The sequence below is a fragment of the Trinickia sp. genome (genome assembly GCF_051954495.1).
GTDB lineage: Bacteria > Pseudomonadota > Gammaproteobacteria > Burkholderiales > Burkholderiaceae > Trinickia.
Map to the genome: position 1 here is coordinate 1 of NZ_JBQCHR010000139.1, position 17,940 is coordinate 17,940.

Annotated in this window: 15 protein-coding genes and 1 pseudogene; 7 read left to right on the forward strand and 9 right to left on the reverse strand. The window is 63.8% G+C overall.

From position 1 onward, the window contains the following. Positions 1-79 (reverse strand): annotated as a pseudogene (locus tag ACTHNR_RS19040) (Lrp/AsnC family transcriptional regulator); the annotation flags it as partial. A gap of 236 nt (positions 80-315) precedes the next feature. Here ACTHNR_RS19040 and ACTHNR_RS19045 point away from each other — a divergent pair. Then, entirely contained in the window at positions 316-624 is a 309-nt protein-coding gene (locus ACTHNR_RS19045) for a 4a-hydroxytetrahydrobiopterin dehydratase (protein WP_440549220.1), read from the forward strand. Here ACTHNR_RS19045 and ACTHNR_RS19050 read toward each other — a convergent pair. Beyond that, positions 621-842: a DUF3717 domain-containing protein gene (locus tag ACTHNR_RS19050; protein WP_440549221.1), complete on the reverse strand. Its 222-nt coding sequence runs from the start codon at positions 840-842 to the stop codon at positions 621-623. The genes ACTHNR_RS19045 and ACTHNR_RS19050 overlap by 4 nt on opposite strands. Positions 843-970: 128 nt before the next feature. Between ACTHNR_RS19050 and ACTHNR_RS19055 the strand changes: the two genes are divergently transcribed. Next, positions 971-1,657, forward strand: a complete 687-nt coding sequence (locus ACTHNR_RS19055; protein ID WP_440549222.1) for a response regulator transcription factor — start codon at positions 971-973, stop codon at positions 1,655-1,657. A gap of 116 nt (positions 1,658-1,773) precedes the next feature. Continuing rightward, positions 1,774-3,270, forward strand: coding sequence for a sensor histidine kinase N-terminal domain-containing protein (locus ACTHNR_RS19060; RefSeq protein ID WP_440549223.1), 1,497 nt, complete (start codon positions 1,774-1,776; stop codon positions 3,268-3,270). A 15-nt stretch (positions 3,271-3,285) separates the two neighbouring features. Here the strand turns inward: ACTHNR_RS19060 and ACTHNR_RS19065 are convergent, their stop codons facing one another. The 5 genes from ACTHNR_RS19065 to mnmC form a co-directional block, all read right to left on the reverse strand. Further along, a complete protein-coding gene (locus tag ACTHNR_RS19065; protein WP_440549224.1) occupies positions 3,286-3,783 on the reverse strand; it encodes an SET domain-containing protein in 498 nt (165 codons plus the stop codon). Between the two features lie 197 nt (positions 3,784-3,980). Further along, the gene (locus tag ACTHNR_RS19070; protein ID WP_440549225.1) at positions 3,981-4,628 is read right to left on the reverse strand and encodes a MarR family winged helix-turn-helix transcriptional regulator; all 648 of its coding nucleotides are present in this window, start codon (positions 4,626-4,628) and stop codon (positions 3,981-3,983) included. Positions 4,629-5,018: 390 nt separating this feature from the next. Then, a complete protein-coding gene (locus ACTHNR_RS19075) occupies positions 5,019-6,137 on the reverse strand; it encodes a YbdK family carboxylate-amine ligase (RefSeq protein WP_440549226.1) in 1,119 nt (372 codons plus the stop codon). Between the two features lie 72 nt (positions 6,138-6,209). Continuing rightward, positions 6,210-7,412 (reverse strand): cation:proton antiporter, encoded by a 1,203-nt coding sequence (locus tag ACTHNR_RS19080; RefSeq protein ID WP_440549227.1) that lies wholly within the window; start codon positions 7,410-7,412, stop codon positions 6,210-6,212. Positions 7,413-8,233: 821 nt separating this feature from the next. Continuing rightward, the gene (mnmC, locus tag ACTHNR_RS19085; RefSeq protein ID WP_440549228.1) at positions 8,234-10,201 is read right to left on the reverse strand and encodes a bifunctional tRNA (5-methylaminomethyl-2-thiouridine)(34)-methyltransferase MnmD/FAD-dependent 5-carboxymethylaminomethyl-2-thiouridine(34) oxidoreductase MnmC; all 1,968 of its coding nucleotides are present in this window, start codon (positions 10,199-10,201) and stop codon (positions 8,234-8,236) included. Between the two features lie 423 nt (positions 10,202-10,624). Between mnmC and ACTHNR_RS19090 the strand changes: the two genes are divergently transcribed. After that, on the forward strand, positions 10,625-10,903 hold the full coding sequence (locus ACTHNR_RS19090) for an HU family DNA-binding protein (protein WP_074262967.1): 279 nt from the start codon (positions 10,625-10,627) through the stop codon (positions 10,901-10,903). 113 nt (positions 10,904-11,016) lie between these two features. Here the strand turns inward: ACTHNR_RS19090 and ACTHNR_RS19095 are convergent, their stop codons facing one another. Together ACTHNR_RS19095 and ACTHNR_RS19100 are read right to left on the reverse strand one after the other, a co-directional pair. Next, positions 11,017-12,351: a GTP-binding protein gene (locus tag ACTHNR_RS19095; RefSeq protein WP_440549229.1), complete on the reverse strand. Its 1,335-nt coding sequence runs from the start codon at positions 12,349-12,351 to the stop codon at positions 11,017-11,019. Positions 12,352-12,509: 158 nt separating this feature from the next. Then, positions 12,510-12,953 (reverse strand): lytic transglycosylase domain-containing protein, encoded by a 444-nt coding sequence (locus ACTHNR_RS19100; protein ID WP_440549230.1) that lies wholly within the window; start codon positions 12,951-12,953, stop codon positions 12,510-12,512. A 437-nt stretch (positions 12,954-13,390) separates the two neighbouring features. On the opposite strand from ACTHNR_RS19100, the gene gspD reads away from it, so the two are divergent. The 3 genes from gspD to ACTHNR_RS19115 form a co-directional block, all read left to right on the forward strand. After that, positions 13,391-15,826, forward strand: coding sequence for a type II secretion system secretin GspD (gene gspD / locus ACTHNR_RS19105; protein WP_440549231.1), 2,436 nt, complete (start codon positions 13,391-13,393; stop codon positions 15,824-15,826). Next, positions 15,823-17,319 carry a type II secretion system ATPase GspE gene (gene gspE, locus ACTHNR_RS19110; protein WP_440549232.1) on the forward strand — a complete coding sequence of 499 codons (1,497 nt, stop codon included), beginning with the start codon at positions 15,823-15,825 and terminating at the stop codon, positions 17,317-17,319. Before gspD ends, gspE begins: the two co-directional genes overlap by 4 nt. A 3-nt stretch (positions 17,320-17,322) precedes the next feature. Further along, the coding region (locus ACTHNR_RS19115) for a type II secretion system F family protein (RefSeq protein ID WP_440549233.1) at positions 17,323-17,940 on the forward strand (618 nt) is incomplete at its 3' end.

Below are 17,940 nucleotides of genomic sequence, written 5' to 3' on the forward strand. Positions count from 1 at the left end.
CTAGCTGCTGATGCGTGGCACGGCCGAAGCGCTGCAGTACCTCGAGCAGCGCCAAGTCGAAATGGTCAAGCTCCAGCATGAGTTTTTTCCGCATGAATGGGTTCAACTATGCGCGATTGTCGCACGTGAACCCACCCTTGCCTCTGCGTTGCGCGGCAGCGTGCAATTGTTCGCGCTAGTTTCGCATTGCACGGTTCGCTTCTTCCACCGCCCATTCCTTCAGGACGCCCGCTCCTCACGCCCGTCCGGCGTCTGACCGTCACTTGTGAAAGAATGGCCGCATCGGCATACGCCGAACGATGAAAGGAGCACGCAATGATCCGCAAACTGACATCGGAGGAACGCTCGACGCAGCTTGCTCAACTCCCGGGCTGGCAGGCCGTGACAGGCCGCGACGCGATCCACCGGCAATTCAAGTTCGCCGATTTCAACGAAGCTTTCGGCTTCATGACACGCGTGGCCATCAAGGCGCAGGAGATGAACCACCACCCGGAATGGTTCAACGTGTATCACACGGTCGACATTACGCTGACGACGCACGAGGCGAACGGCGTCACGGAACGGGACACAGCGCTCGCTCGGTTCATTGAGGAGGTCGCAAAGACGATGCAGCGCGGGAGCTAACCGCGCGTGGCGCGCACGTAGGCGTCCCAGGCATTGCGCGCCACCGGGTCTAACCCGTCTGACGGTACGCTGGCTCGACGCTGTACAATCATCAGCGCATACGGCTTGGAGAGCGCGCTAGCCTCCTTGCACAAGCTTAGCTCGTCGCCGCTCGAAGGTGAGCGGGTGCGCCAAAAGTTGATCGCGGCTTCCAGTTCGTTGATCGAGATCTCGGACATGTGGTTCGGGATTGTGCCTTGGGCGCCTGCCGGAGCTTCTCTTGCGGCGGCACGCTTGGCTGTGGCGAAGAAGGCATTGCCGGTCGGCGTGCTAGAAATGCGTAACCCATTGTACTTGAGCGAATTCCATGCGACTCCTTCTGATCGAAGACGACCGCCCCATCGCGCGCGGCATCCAAAGCAGTCTCGAACAAGCCGGGTTTACCGTCGACATGGTTCATGACGGTATCTTTGCAGAGCAAGCGCTCACGCAGAACCGTCACGAACTCGTCATTCTCGATCTCGGGCTGCCCGGTATCGACGGCATGACGCTGCTCTCGCGGTTTCGACAAGGCAATCGCCACACGCCCGTGATCGTGCTCACGGCGCGCGACGAACTGAACGACCGTGTGCAGGGCTTGAACGCAGGCGCCGACGATTACATGCTCAAGCCGTTCGAACCCGCGGAACTCGAAGCGCGCATTCGCGCCGTCATGCGCCGTAGCGGTCCCCACAGCGACGTGCCGCGCCCCGAGGTGTCGCTCGGCGGGGTGCGCTTATCGGGTGTCGATCGCCGTATCTTCAACGACGACAAAGCGCTCGAACTTTCGCCGCGCGAATTCGCCGTGCTGGAAATGCTGTTGCTGCGCCATGGCCGCGTCGTCAGCAAAGCCCAGCTGCAAGATCATCTGACCCACTTCGGCGGCGACCTTGGCGACACAGCCATCGAAGTCTATGTGCACCGGGTGCGCAAGAAGCTCGAAAACTGCCGCGTCGAAATCGTCACGGTGCGCGGTTTCGGGTACCTGCTGCAGGAAATCCGCCAGGCGTCGTAACGCGATCGAGCGATCGGTCCGCCACCGGCGTCACGTCGGTCGCGCGCCGATCGCCGCGGCAACGCCTCTCGATGCCGCACGCGCCTTCCCTTCCCCGATCGCCCCGTTCCTTCGCCATGCCGTTCGTCGCCGCGACCAGTTTGCGCCGCTCGCTGCTTCGGCGGCTCGCCGCCCCGTTGTCCCTGCTTGCGCTGATGAGCGGCCTCATCGCCTATTGGCTGGCTTGGCAATACACGCAGCACGTCATCGATCGTTCGCTGACCGATCTCGCGACCGCCATCTCCAAGCAAATCCAGATCGCCGGGCCCAATGCTCGCTCGACCGTCCCACCGCTCGCGCAGGCGATGTTTTCCGATACGAGCGAAGGCCTGATTTATCGCATCAGCGACGGCGAGCGCGAGATCGCCGGCGATCCGGCGCTGCCGCTGTTCGGCACCCGCATCCGCGAGCAGCGCGCCGCCTTCGTGTTCGAAGCGCAGTATGCGGGCATGCGCGTGCGCGTCGCTCAAGTGCGTGCGTTGCAAAACGTGGGCAAGCCGATCATCGTCGAAGTCGCGCAGCCGCTGCGGCATCGCTACCGCATCGCCGCGGAATTTCTCGTCGCGATCATGATGCCGCTGCTGCTCCTGCTCTTGGCGGGCTGGGGCATCGTCTGGCGGGTGGTCAACCAGCAGCTCAACCCGCTGACCGTGCTCGCCGATTCGCTCAATCGGCAGACGCACACTTCGCTCGAGCCCGTCGACGAAAGCTATGTCCCGATCGAGATCCGTCCGCTGACGAGCGCGATGAACGCACTGCTCGTGCGGCTGAAAACGGCGCTGGATGCGCAGCGTAAATTCATCGCCGATGCGGCGCATCAGCTGCGTACTCCCCTCACCGCCGTCAAGCTCCACGCCGAACAAGCGGCCAATGCGCGCGATCCGAGCCAGACGCTCGCCGCCGTACGCGAGCTGCGCGCGGCGGCGGATCGCGCCGTCAGACTGTCGAATCAGCTGCTGTCGCTCGCACGCGCCGAGCCGGGCGAGCAAGCCGCGCGCTTTACCGAACTCGACATCGCCGCCCTTGCGTTCGAGACCGGCGCCGAATGGGTGCCGCGCGCATTGGCGGGGCATGTCGATCTCGGATTTCAGCGATTGGACGACCCATCGAACGACAAGCCGCTGCTCGTGCGCGGCAATGTCGTCCTACTGCGTGAAGTCATCGCGAATTTGCTCGACAACGCGCTCAAGTATCTCCCGTCCGCAAGACTGGACGGCGCGAACGTCACCGTCTCCGTCTCGCAAGCGGTCGGCGAAAACGGCGCCCGCCTCGCGCAGATAGCGGTGGAAGACAATGGGTTGGGGGTCCCACCGACTTTGCAGGCCGATTTGTTCAAGCGATTTTTTCGCGGCGACCGCCACGATGCGGCCGACACCAGCGTCGACGCGGGCGCGGGCCTGGGTCTCGCCATCGTGCACGACATCATGAAGCTGCACGGGGGCGACGTACGTTACGAAGATGCGCCCGGCGGAGGCGCCCGGTTCGTGCTGCGCATCCCATTGACGAGCGCTGGCCGAGGCGAGGCGAACATGCCGCCGAGCTTGCCCGCACCAAGTCACGTCTCCCCCGACTGACTCCGCGGCCGGCGTTCATGCCTTGCCGTTCTTGTCCTTCTTGCCCTTCTTGGTCTTTTTGCCTTCTTCCTTGGGCGCGAGCATGGTGCCGCGGCACTTGCGCGCGCCGCATCGGCACGCATACTCCGCCTTGAGCTTCTTCGTCTGACGCGCGTCGATGACGAGACCGTAGTCGTAAAACAACTCTTCCTCGGCGTCGATATCGCGCAGCGCGTGGATATAGACGCGGCCGTCCACTTCTTCCGCCTCGCAGTTCGGGGCGCACGAGTGGTTGATCCATCGCGCGCTATTGCCGTCCACCTTGCCGTCGATGACGCGCCCGTCCTCGAGCGCAAAATAGAACGTGTGATTCGGTTCCGCGGGATTGTGCGGATGCCGCCGCAAGGCTTCCTTCCACGAGATGCGCTCACCCTTGTATTCGAGCAGACGCTCGCCCGCCTTGAGGCGCACGGAGGCAAAGACGCCCTTGCCATGCACGCCGGACTGGCGCACGACCAACTTGCGTGAACTCATCGATAAATCCTCAGAAAAGCCTATGTGCCGACTGAGCGGCGTCGCGTTTTCGATCGCGGGATGGAAAACGCGGCGCTCGTGGGCGCCGCGTCAGGCTGCTGACGTTCTCTACGTCGCAAATCGGAATCGTACACGGGGAGCACGCCTTCGTTCAACGCCGAACGAACGAAATCGCGCTGCGCGCGCGCTCGAGCCGGTCAGGCCGCGTTTTGCGCGAAGATCTTCCAGATCTTTTTCTGCGTCAGCGAATCGGCCTCTTCATGGACGGGGCAATCGAGCCGCAAGTCGACGTCGCTGATCGACAAGTCTAGAAAGTTGCAGCGGTGGGCCGCCTTCTTCGGGCTTTTGCTGGCCTCGAAGTGTTTGCACGTCACGCACATGCGATGCGGTGCGATGTCGCCCTGGACTTGCAGCTGGCGAATCATCTTGATCATGGTGCGATAGAAGACGGCCTGCTCTTCGTTGCGCAGGGAACCGATGGCTTCAGCGAGAAAATCCGGCCACTGCTGGGCACGCTTGGCCGCGGTGCGCCCGCGGGCGGTGAGCTTGACGGCCAGCGCGCGGCCGTCTTCCGTCGCGCGGCGCTTTTCGATCAGGCCTTTGGCTTCGAGCGTACTGACGGCGTCGCTCGTCGTCGCGGCGGTGAGCGCCGTCTCGCGAGCGATCTCGCCTAGGCGCAACGGTGTCTTGCGCTGCATCAGCAAAACGAGAATTTCGCCCTGCGTCGGCGTGAGCCCCGCGCTTTCGGCCCACTCCCACGCTTGGCTGCGCATCGCCGTGCTTAAACGTAGCAAGCTGTGGGTCACGCGCCCGGTCGCCTGCTCTCCGTATACACCTTCGCTCATAGTCTTCGTTCGCTATTTCGCAATTGACAGCATGCCGCTGCTGATTCGGTTGCCTGCTCGCGCCTTGCCTCGCGGCGCCACGGCAGCCCCGTGGGATGAGCCGCCATTTTAAGCGACGAAAGCGAATAGTACAGCTAAGTTATTCAGAGGCGTCTGTGGACAACCGTTGTATAACCACGCGAACCGAATGTGCGGCATTTCTGGATAACATAGGACGGAATACAAATGCGTCCTGAGTTGCCCCGAGTTCATGTCAGTTCCGCACGCGGGAAACACGTAGTTATCGTTTGCGCATGTCGTTGATGCATCAGCGAAATCCGTTGTTCTCCACAGGCGGAGCCCGCCATTGTTAACTACTACTACGTATGTATACGTTGTAAACGTAAAAACCTAAACACCCCGCCATCGCAGGCACTGTTGGCGAACGGCTTCGTGCAACGACTTCTCTTTTGCCACGATGCTGCGCAACCAAGTCGCATCATTGACCTGCCCTTGCGCAATGTTCTCGATTTCGCGCAATGCGGCTGACGATTGCAATGCTTGCGCATGCGGTTCGATCACCCGAAGCGTATCGAGAATGTCTTCGAATATCGTGCGGCGCTCGCCCGTTTGCGGGTTGATGCAGGTGCCGCCCAAGCCGAAACGGCATGCTTCGAATCGATTGAACGTGTAGACGAGGTAGTCGTCCTCCTTCGGCGTGAACGGACGATCGACGAGCAAGTGCCGCGCGAGCGTCTGGATGTAGCACGCGATCGCCGCGGCGCGGTCCACCGACAGCGGCGTGTCCATGACGCGCACCTCGATGGTGCCGAAGCCGGGCTTGGGGCGGATGTCCCAGTAAAAATCCTTCATGCTGTTGACCACGCCCGTCGCGACCATCTTCGAAAAATATTCCTCGAAGCCCGCCCAGGTCAGCACGAACGGGGCGCGTCCCGACAGCGGGAAAGCAAACACGGAATTGAGCCGAGCCGAATGAAAACCCGTGTCGACGCCTTGGACGTAAGGCGAGGAGGCTGAAAGGGCGATGAAATGCGGAATGAATCGCGACATGACATGCAGCAGGAACAGCGCGCTGTCGGGATCGGGGCAGCCGATGTGAACGTGCTGCCCGAACACGGTGAACTGCTTGGCGAGGTAGCCGTACAGCTCGGACAAGTACTGAAAGCGCGGCGCATCGAAGATCTGACGCTCGCTCCATTGCTGGAATGCGTGCGTGCCGCCGCCGGCCAGGCCCACGTTGAGCTGATCGGCCGCCGCCACGAGCGTGTCGCGCAGCGTGCGCAGCTGCGAAAGCGCTTCCTCGTGCGAATTGCAGATGCCGGTCGACAGCTCGATCATGCTTTCAGTGATTTCGGGCGTGATGTTGCCCGGGATCTTCTGATCCTTGACGAGCCGCATGAGGTCCGATGCCGCCTTGGTCAGATCGTAGTCGTGCGTGTTGACGACCTGGATCTCGAGCTCGACGCCGAACGTGAACGGTTTGGAATTGATGAACGGTTCAAGTGCCATGGTGTGTTTTCAATCCAAGAGCGGCCAATAGGCGCAATAGGCAGAGATGGCGACGCAAAGCGCCGAGCGTCGTTAGACGCGTCGCTCGCCGACGAGCGCCAGACTGCGATAGACGAGCCAAGGCCCGATGAGCTGCAACAGCGCGATCGCGCACATGACGACAGCGCGCAGCGTCGGGTCGAAGTTCGGATATAGCGCATAGGTGTCGTCGACGAGCAGGTAGGCGAGCGCCGACATCGGCGAGAGCGACAGGCCGAGCGCGACGCCCTGCTTCCAGCCGATGCCGCTCGGCTTGGCGAAAGCGAGCACGCCGACGAGCTTGGCGATGAAGCGCGCCACGATGAGCCCGAGCGCCGCGACGCCGCCCAGCGCGATGTCGCGCCATTCGAACGCGGTCATCGTGAGCACGAACAAGATCACCGTCAGCAACCACCCGGCCGTGCCGAAATGCTCGGGCCACAACTGCGGTTTCGCCTGCAGGTTCTTGACGATGATGCCGGCGGCGAGCAACGTCAGAATCGTCGACAGCTTGAACAGATGCGCGATCGCGATGGCCAGCAGCACGAGCCCGAACAGCGCGACGAACGAATGCTCGTCTTGAACCTGCATCGTCCGATAGAAGAACGTACAGGCTCGCGCGAGCACATACGCGAGCACGAGCGAGCCCACAAGCAGGTAGAGCGGCTGGACGATCGTCGCGAATACGTTGCCGTAGACCTCCTGGTGCAGCCAGCCCGACGCGATTTTCTCGATGACGACGGCGTACATGCTGTTGAGCGCCGTGAGCGTGAGCAGCCGCTGCGTGACCTGCCCCTCGGCGCGCAGCTCGGTTTTGAGCTGTATGACCATCGCCGGCGACGTCGACATGGCGATCGCGGCGATCACGGTGGATACGGCCGCGCTCACGTGCGTGAACGAGAGGGCCACCAGCACCAGCACGAACGTCAGCGTGGCCTCGGCCAAGCTGGACGCCACGAGCCACGGATTGCGCCGGATCCAGCGCAAGTCCAGACGGCTGCCCAGCTCGAACAACAGCAGCCCTAGCGCGACGTCGAGCAGGAGACGCGACGTGCCGCCCCCGCCCGCATCGATCGCCCCGAAGCCAGCCGATCCGGCGATCAGACCGATCACCGCATAGCCCGTGATCCGAGGCAGGCGCCACGCGCGGTGGCAAAGCTCGCCGAGCAGGCCCGCGACGACCAGGGCGAGCCCTGCCCAAAACACCGCGTCGGGAACGAACGGCCAGTGCGGAAGGAACGAAAACGCCGATTTCATCTGATAGCTGCTCCTTTACGGATAACCGCGCGGGACGATTCGTCCGCGACGGCTCTTTCTCGTGGCTTGCTTGTCCGGTCTTACAGCAATGTGTCGTGACGCGGACGGAAAGGGTAAGTGCCGACGGCTCGGCGGCTGCCGGTCGTGGCGACGACGAAACGCGCCGGTTTGCGCACATGGCGCCGGGCGCTCCCATTGAGCGCGGCGCGTGCCCGGCACATCGAGGCTAGGTGCGGCGACTCCGCGGACCGGCTCCGGGCAGCGCAGCGGCTGACATTACCCCGGTTGGCGCGGCGAATCAGCGGCGCGCCGCCATGCAACTTGTGCAAGAGGAACACGGATTGTGCCATAGCTTGCCTCGAACACGCACGATCCAACATCGATTTGCATTGATCTCGGTACAAACGACACTTGATTTCATATGGCGAAGAAAATTTATCCGATTTTCGCTCGTCGTTGGCCCTGCGGGGCGCGGTCGGCAGACGAAAAAGCGCACGGTTTCCGGCATGCCGTGCATTGGACCGGATACACGGCGAGGCGTGCGCTATGACGTTGGGTTTACTTGTTTACGTATGTATACGTAGTAGCAGTTAACAAAGGCGGTCGAAATCTGTGTACAACGCATGTTTACTCCGTCGAATCAAAGCTTTGGCGAATTCATAACCGCTTGCGCAGCATGTGCGGGGTGCGCCCTTTTCGAAGCATAACTTTTTGGGCAGAGGGGGCAGGGGCCGACTTGTCCCGTTTACGTCCACATCGATTACACATGAATCGCACCGGCCACTCACCGGCTTATCCACAGGTTGCGGTGGATAACCGCCCTAGGTCAAGCCTTGACGCAATGCACGCAGCAAGTAGCGGCTCGGGTCGAGCGCTTCGGCCAAATCGCCCTCGAGCGGCCAAGGCTCTCCCTCCAGCTGAGAGGCAATGAGTTCCGCGCCGAGCAAGGCCCAAACGAGACCGCGCGAGCCGAACGCGTAGGCGCCGTACAGGCCGGGCGAGCGAGGCAGGTCGAGAGGCCATGCGCCGCGCAGCGAGGCCGCCTGACGTTCGCACTCGCGTTCGTCGGCGAGAGCCCCGATCATCGGCAGACGGTCGCTCGTCACGCAGCGAAACGCGACCCGGCCGGTCAGCGTCGCGCAATCGAGGCCGGCGGATGTCTCCAGTCGGCCGAAATCCGGGATCAGGCGAGCGAGACGCGCCAGATTTTCGGCATGGCTTTCGGTACGCAAATCGTCGCCGGCATCGTCAACGTCATATGTGGCGCCGGTGACGAGGCCGTCCGCCAGCGGGATCGCATAGCCTTCGCCGATGAGCGGAAGCCGTAAGGGCGGTGTCGCCCGAGGCGGCAGGCGCGTCAGTTGGCCCCGCACGATGCGCGTAGGCGTATAGCGCGAGCCTGAAAGGCGCGCGGCGTCGCGGGCGTTCGCGAAGACGACGACGGGCGCGCGCGCGATGATCTCGCCGGTGGCGGAGACGACGGACCAAGCCTCGCCGTCGCGTGCAACGCGTGCCGCTTCGATGCCGGTGCGCGAGGAGAGCGCGTCGCCCGCGCCGTCGCACAGCGCCAGACACAAGGCCGCCGGGTCCAGCGACCCGCCTTGCGGGTAAAGCCATCCGCCGCGCGACACGGCGACTCCCGCCGCGGCTCGCGCCTCGTCGGCCGACACAGCGCTAACGAGGTCGCGGGGGTAGCCGTGCGCGGCAACGGCATCGGTCAGCGCTTGGGCCTCGTCGTCGTCGTCGGCGATTTGCAGCAAGCCGTTCGACGTGCGCGCAAAAGCGTGGCCGGCCTTCTCGAGCGCCCGCCATCGCGCAAGCGCATAAAGAAAGCCGGCGCGCGTGATGCGCGAGGCAACGCTGTCGTCGCGCGAGAGCAGCGGATGGAACACCCCCGCCGGGTTGCCGGACGCTTCGCTGCCCGGGCGTGAGCGGCGCTCGACCAGCGTCACGCGCCAGCCTCGGCTCGCAAGACGATCGGCCAACGCGCAGCCGGCGAGCCCCGCTCCGACGACGATCGCGTGGCGCTCGCTCACCTCGTACGGGCGGGGCGGTTCATGGCGCCGCGTGCGCCAGCGCGGCGCGAACCGGCCGACGAGCATCGCACGCTTGCCCGCGAAGCCCTCCTCCCTGGTGCAAGCAAACCCCGCTTCGTCCAGCGCTCGCCGCACGTGTCCGGCGCAGGTATAGGTCGCGAGCGTCGCTCCCTCGTCCGCGAGGCGCGCCAATGACTTGAAAACGGCCGGAGACCATAGATCCGGGTTCTTGGCCGGCGAGAAACCGTCGAGAAAGAACGCGTCGGCGCGCAGTCTGAGTTTGGGCAGCAGCTCGAGCGCATCGCCGAAAGCGATCGTCAGCGTCACGCGGGCGTTTTCGAATTCGAGACGATGTAGACCGGGCGTCAAGAGCGGCCAGGCATCGGTCAATTGTTTGGCGAGCGGCGAAACGCTTGCATCCGCAACCATGCGCTCGTGCAGCGTGCGCAGATCGTCGGCGCTGAAAGGGTGTTTTTCGATCGATACGAATGCGAGCCGCTCGCAGCGTAGAGGATCGGCCCGCCACGCTGCCCAAGCGGCCAGGAAGTTGCCGCCGATGCCGAAGCCGGTTTCGACGATGGTGAAGACGCGCCGGGCGCGCCAGCGCTCCGGCAGGCCGTTTCCGTTCAAGAAGACGTGCCTCGCCTGCGCGAACGCGCCCGCGGCGCTGTGATAAATGTCGTCGTAGGCGGGGGAAAACGGCGTGCCGTCGTCGCGAAACGCCAACGTGGCGGGAATCAGCTTGGAAGTCATCGGCAAGCGGAAAGTGTGGGAAAAGAGCGTGCGCGGACGTAAGGGGCAACCCTAATCGAGCTGCCCCGAACCGGGTCGATCGGCCGCAAACCCAAGCCAGGCGGGCGTTTGCGAGCGTTGGCAAAATCCAACGAAGACGCGCTCGAATGTCGCGAGGCCCTTGGCAGCGGGGGTTTGCGAGTACGACAATGCTCAAACCCAGCCCCGACAAGGCTCGCCAGCGCTAAATTCTTTGGAAGCCTTGCCGTTATTGGGTTTGCGCTGAGCTATCATAGCAAGCGCCGCAAGGCCGTACCGCCAGGGGTTCAGCGCGACCGAGCGGCGCACGCTTGCCCACAGCTACTCGACGGCACAGCTTGCGTACGTATAATTCGGCGCGTTTGCGCTGTCCGTGTCACTTCAATCTGATAAAGAGGAACGTTAATGAACAAACAGGAACTGATCGACGCCGTCGCAGGTCAGACGGGCGCCAGCAAGGCTCAAACCGGCGAAACGCTCGATACGCTGCTCGAAGTGATCAAGAAGGCAGTGTCCAAGGGCGACGCGGTGCAGCTCATCGGCTTCGGCAGCTTCGGCTCGGGCAAGCGCGCGGCGCGTACGGGCCGCAACCCCAAGACGGGCGAGACCATCAAGATTCCGGCGGCCAAGACCGTCAAATTCACGGCAGGCAAGGCGTTCAAGGATGCCGTCAACAAGCGTTAAGTCGAACTTCGACTAACCGTTTGTCGACACCCGCCTTTGGCGGGTTTTTTTTTGCGCGGCCGCGGCCGGGCGCGATGCGGGCGATCCGCAACGCGTCTCGGCCCGCGTTTGCTCTAATGGACGATCTGGCCTTCGTCGTCGCCTTCGTGATCGTCGGCGTCCAGATCCCAGTCGGGGAACGGATCGGGCATGGCCTGCCAGCCACGCGGCCCGAGCGCATATTCCTCGTCCGTCAGCAGACAGGCGTCGAGTTTGGCGCGCCACGCTTGGCCATCGAGCCCGATGCCGATCAAAACCAGTTCCTGACGGCGGTCGCCGATCGACGCATCATCCTCGTCACCGTACCAGTCGGCGGCGATTTCGGCCGACAGCTCGTCGTCCTCCGGCCACTCCTCGCGCGGCTGCGCCGCCCACCACATGCCGGCCGGACCATGTCGGCATACGCCGCCCGCCTGCGACAGCGACCCGGCCACGTCGTTGCGCGTGGCGAGCCAGAAAAAGCCCTTGCTGCGCAGCACGCCTTGCCACTCCTCGTGCAGCAACTTCCATAAACGCTCGGCGTGAAAGGGGCGGCGTGCCCGGTAGACGAAGCTGCCGATGCCGTATTGATCCGCTTCGCTGACGTGCGAATGGCCCGCATGATCATGGCCATGGCGGTGTTCATGCTCGTGTTCGTGTTCATGAGCATGGTCGTGTGCTTTGCCCGGCGCTTGCTCGAGCGAGGCGAGCCAGCCGGGCGCGCTTGCCGCGGCCTCGAAATCGAAGCGCTGGGTATTGAGCACCTCGGCGAGCGGGACAGCCCCGAAGCGGCTGACGATCTGGACCGCGCGCGGATTGAGGCGCGCCAAGATCCGCTGCAGGCGTTCGAGCGCTTGCGCATCGACGAGATCGGTCTTGTTGACGACGAGTACGTCGCAAAACTCGATTTGCTCGATGAGCAGCTCGACGATCGTGCGGTCATCTTCGTCGCTCGCGGCGAGGCCGCGTTCGGCCAGCGCCTCCGCCGATGCGTAATCGCGCAGGAAGTTGAAGGCATCGACGACGGTCACCATCGTATCGAGCCTTGCGACGTCTGCCAGCGTGCGGCCTTCGTCATCGGTGAAGGCGAATGTTTCGGCGATCGGCATCGGTTCGGCGATGCCCGTCGATTCGATCAGAATGGCGTCGAAACGGCCCTCGTTCGCAAGGCGATGGATTTCCGCGAGCAAATCGTCGCGCAACGTGCAGCAAATGCAGCCGTTGGACAGTTCGACGAGCCGTTCCTCGACGCGCGACAGCGAGGCCGCGTCCTTGACGAGCGAGGCGTCGATGTTGACCGCGGCCAGATCGTTGACGATCACGGCCACGCGCAGCCCGGCGCGGTTGGCAAGTATGTGATTGAGCAGCGTGGTCTTGCCGGCGCCGAGAAATCCCGACAGGACGGTGACGGGCAGAGGCGGTTGTTTCATGGAAGTGGACATCGGGTGGAGCGAAGGCGCGAGGCCTCGCGGCATGAAAGGCGTAGGGAGCATTGTGCACCAAACGCCAGCCCCCCACCCCGAAGGCCTGTTCGCGCGGCGAACGCGCTCTCGTACCCGCGCGAATCACGCTGTTCGCGGCATCGGTGTCAGCGCTGCGCCTGTACGAGTTTCCACTGCGACAAAATGCCGATGATTTGCTGCGCGTAACGATCGCGCAGCGACGGCGTTTCGGAGTGATAAGCGCCGACGGCGGCCCACGTGTTGCCGTACTTGTTCATCTTTTGCCGCAGATGCCAGGCCGCGATGTACACGCTCTTGCAAGGCTCCATCAGCGTATCGGTCGAAATGCCGTACTGGGCGAGCTTGGGCAGATGGATCGAATTGATCTGCATGAGCCCATAGTCGGTCGAGCCGTTGGCGTTCTTGTGCAGGGCGTCCGGACGGTTATGGGATTCCTGCCAGGCGATGGCTCGCAGAATCAACGGGTTGACCTTCTGGTAGCGGGCAGCCTCGTCGAAACAGTCCGCGCGTGCGTTCGCGCACGCGAGGGACGCGAGCGTCACAGCCAAAATCAGAACTGTCCGTTTCATGGTTCAAGCGCCTTCGACAAGGTCGTTGTTGTTCGCGGCGCGCCGGCGAGCCCCGGCCAGGGCAAGCGAAGCGCGGGCAGGCTTGGGGAAAACCCGAGCTTGCCGCCCGTTTCGGTCGAATTGATCGACCGTATGATACCCGGAGCCGGTTCGGCTTCAGCGCGCGCTGGCGGACATCGCCGAGCCGATGGCGTGGAACGGCGGGTGAATGGCTTGATTCTGCGGGTGTTCGCCGCGCTTCCTAGCGCGAAGTAAGAAAAATCTGACGCAAAAACGAAGTCGTCCTCGGGGCTTCGTGATTAATCAGACACAAAAAACTGCTAATGTTCGTCTTCTTGATGGCGGCCGAGTATCGAACAGCAATACTGAGAGGGCTGAGCGATGCACGCGACTGACGACCGCCGACGGAAGGCACTTTCGCATTGAACCTAAATTCCATGACAAGAAATCGTATGGCACTGCGTCGCATCGCTACCGCGCTTTTGATGGCCGGGCTCATGGCTGCTCAGGCCGCGCACGCGGAAGTGACGTTGAACTTCGTGAACGCGGACATCGACCAAGTGGCCAAAGCGATCGGCGCCGCGACGAACAAGACGATCATCGTCGATCCGCGCGTCAAGGGCCAACTGAACCTCGTCTCGGAAAACCCGGTCCCCGAGGAGCAAGCGCTCAAGACGCTCGAAGCGGCGCTGCGCATGCAGGGTTTCGCGATCGTCCAAGACCACGGCGTGCTCAAGGTGGTGCCGGAAGCCGACGCGAAGCTGCAAGGCGCGCCCACCTACGTCGGCAACGTGCCGCAAGCGCGCGGCGATCAGGTCATCACGCAGGTGTTCGAGCTGCACAACGAATCGGCCAACAACCTGTTGCCGGTGCTGCGGCCGCTCATTTCGCCGAACAACACGATCGCGGCCTACCCCGCCAACAACACGCTCGTCGTCACCGATTACGCCGACAACGTGCGCCGTATCGCGGCGATTATCGCGGGCGTCGACAACGCGGCCGGGCAGCAGATCCAAGTCGTGACGCTGAAGAACGCGAACGCGCTCGATCTCGAATCGCAACTGACCAAGCTGCTCGATCCGGGCACGATCGGCAGTACCGACGCGACGCTGAAGGTGTCGGTCCAGGCCGACCCGCGTACGAATTCGTTGATGCTGCGCGCGTCGAACAAGGCGCGGCTCGCCGCGGCGAAACATCTGGTCGAACAGCTCGATGCGCCGAGTTCCCAGCCTGGCAACATGCACGTGGTGCATGTGCGCAACGCAAGTGCGGTCGCGCTCGCGAAAACGTTGCGCGGCATGCTCGGCAAGGGGGGCGGCTCCGGCAGCAGCGCCGAGTCGAGCAACGCCAGCTCGTTCAGTCAAGGCAACACGGGCGGCGGTTCGACTTCCACGGGCACGTCCGGCACGCCGCCCCTGCCTTCCTCGTATAGCGGCAGTTCACTCGGCGGCGGCAGTTCGATGTCGGGCTCGAGCGGCGGCGGGCTCAGCGGTGGCAGCAACGGCACGGGCAACAACGATTTTCTCGGCGACAAGCAGGGCCAGGGCGGCGACGAGAATCAACCGGGCGGCATGATCCAGGCCGATGCGGCGACGAACTCGCTCATCATCACGGCGTCGGATCCCGTCTATCGTAATTTGCGCGCCGTGATCGACCAGCTCGATGCACGCCGTGCCCAGGTGTACATCGAAGCGCTGATCGTCGAGTTGAACTCGACGACGGCCGGCAACCTCGGGATTCAATGGCAGGTCGCGAGCGGCAACCTCTTGGCCGGTACCAATCTATCGAGCAGCGCCGGCAGCACGGGCAGTTCCAACATCCTCGGCGTGGCGGCCGGACTGGCCGCGGGCGGCGCGGCCGGTGCGGCGACGCTGCCGAACACCCTCACGCAGGGCCTGAACATCGGATGGCTGCACGACATGTTCGGCGTGCAGGGTTTGGGCGGCTTGCTCCAGTACTTCGCCGGCGTGAGCGATGCGAACGTGCTGTCGACGCCGAACTTGATCACGCTCGACAACGAGGAGGCGAAAATCGTCGTTGGCCAGAACGTGCCGATCGCGACGGGGTCGTATTCGAACTTGACGAGCGGTACGACGGCGAACGCGTTCAATACGTACGACCGGCGCGACGTGGGCCTCACGCTGCACGTGAAGCCCCAGATCACGGCCGGCGGGTTGCTCAAGCTTCAGCTCTATACTGAAGATTCGTCGGTGGTCAGCGGTACGACGAACACGGCGACGAACCCGGCCGGCCCGACGTTCAACCTTCGCTCGATCCAGTCGACCGTCCTCGCCGATAACGGTGAAATCATCGTGCTGGGCGGTTTGATGCAGGACAACTATCAAGTGTCGAACAGCAAGGTGCCGCTGCTGGGCGATATTCCGTGGATCGGCCAGCTGTTCCGCTCGGAAACCAAGCAGCGCCAGAAGACGAACTTGATGGTATTTCTGCGGCCGGTGATCATCAGCGACAGCGACACCGCGCAGCAAATCACCCAGAACAGGTACGACTATGTTCAAGGCGTGACCAGCGGGTATCGCTCCGACAACAACGTGATGCGCGACAAGAACTTCCCGGTCGTTCCGCCGATGCCGCTCGGCCCCAGTCAGGGCGCGTCGCCGGCGGCGAATCTGTTCGACTTGAGGCAGATGACGCACCAGAACGCGCCGGCGCCGCAGCAAAGCGCGCCCGCGCAGCTCCCAGCCGCGCAGCTCCCAGCCGCGCAGCCGCAAGCCGTGCAGCAGGAATCCGTGCCGCAACAAGGCGTTCCGCTGCAGAGCGCACCTGTGCAGAGCGCGCCGTTGCAAGGCGCGCCGCAACAGCCGGAGCAGCCGCAACAGCCGCAAGGCGCCGCACCCGGAGCGTCGCAGTGAGCGACCTGCGCGCTTCTGTCCAAGAAGGTGCGCCGGGCGATCGCCAGGCGCCCTCGCCGCTTGCTGCCCGCCTCGTGCCTTACGCCTTTGCGCGCAACGGCCAGATTCTGGTCGCGCACCAGCGCGCCGAAGGCATCGAGGTGTGGATCAGCGATCGCACGAGCGATGCGGCGCTCGCCGAAGTGGCCCGCAATTTCGGCGCGTTGACCGCCGTCCGGTTGCCGGCCGACGAGCTCGCCAAGGCGATCAACCAAGCGTACGAGCGTAACGACGGCAGCGCGGCTCAGGTCGTGGGCGAGGTCGAGGGCGAAGTCGATCTGTCGCGGCTCATGCAGGACATCCCCGAAGTCGAGGACCTGCTGGAATCGGAGGACGACGCGCCGATCATTCGGATGATCAACGCGCTGCTCACGCAGGCGGCGCGCGAACACGCGTCCGATATTCATATCGAGCCGTTCGAAAACGCGTCTGTCGTGCGATTCCGCGTGGACGGCACGCTGCGCGACGTCGTGCGCCCCAAGAAGGCCCTGCATGGCGCGCTGATTTCGCGCATCAAGATCATGGCGCAACTCGATATCGCCGAGAAGCGCTTGCCGCAGGATGGCCGTATCACGCTGCGTGTGGGCGGACGCGCCGTCGACGTGCGCGTGTCGACGCTGCCGACCGGGCATGGCGAGCGCGCGGTGCTCCGTCTGCTGGAAAAGGACGCCCAACACCTGAATCTCGAAGCGCTGGGCATGGCGCCCGATACGCTGGGGCACTTCGACAAATTGATTTCGCGGCCGCACGGCATCGTGCTCGTGACGGGGCCGACCGGTTCGGGGAAAACGACGACGCTGTATGCATCGCTATCGCGCCTCGAAACCGCGACGACGAACATCATGACGGTCGAGGATCCGATCGAATACGATCTTCCGGGTATCGGTCAAACGCAGGTCAACGAGCGGATCGGCATGACCTTCGCACGTGCGCTGCGTTCGATCCTGCGGCAAGACCCCGACATCATCATGATCGGCGAAATCCGCGATTTGGAAACGGCGCAGATCGCCGTGCAGGCGTCGCTCACGGGGCACTTGGTGCTCGCGACGCTGCACACGAACGATGCCGCGTCGGCTGTCACGCGGCTGACCGACATGGGTGTCGAGCCGTACCTGCTCGCCTCGTCGCTGCTTGGTGTGCTGGCGCAGCGGCTCGTGCGCCGCTTGTGTCCCGTGTGCAAGGAAGAGCGTGTCGAGGACGGCCGCGCGCAATGGCATCCGGTGGGCTGCGACAAGTGCGCGAAATCGGGCTATTCGGGCCGGCGCGGCGTGTATGAACTGCTCGTTATCGACGACGCGATCCGCACGATGATCCACCACAATGCCGCGGATGCCGAAATTCTGGCGGCCGGCCGCGCGCAAGGGATGCGCACGCTGCGCGAGGACGCCGAACGCTGGCTGAACTCGGGCCTCACCTCGCTGGAAGAGGTCATTCGCGTAACGGGCGGGGTCTGACGCATGCCGGCCTTTCGCTTCGAAGCGATCGATACGGCGGGGCGCGCGCAAAAAGGCGTGCTCGACGCGGACAGTGCCCGGTCGGCGCGCGCGCAACTGCGCACGCAAGGTCTCACGCCGCTCGTGGTCGAGCCGGCCGGCAGCGCGGCGCGCGGCGAACGCAGCCGGCGTTTGTCGCTCGGCCGCAAGCTGTCCACGCGGGAACAGGCCATCCTCACTCGGCAGCTTGCGAGCCTGCTGACGGCCGGATTGCCGCTCGACGAAGCGCTAGCCGTGTTGACCGATCAGGCCGAGCGTGACTATATCCGCGAACTCGTCGCGGCGATCCGGGCCGAAGTGCTCGGCGGCCATTCGCTCGCCAACGCGCTGGGCCAGCATCCGCGCGACTTTCCCGACATCTATCGCGCGCTCGTGGCGGCCGGCGAACATACGGGCAAGCTCGGCCTCGTGCTGTCGCGATTGGCCGACTACATCGAACAGCGCAACGCGCTCTCTCAAAAAATCGTGCTGGCGTTCACGTACCCGGCGATCGTTACGTTGATCGCATTCGGCATCGTGACATTCCTGCTCAGCTATGTCGTGCCGCAAGTCGTGAACGTGTTCGCGAGCACCAAGCAGCAG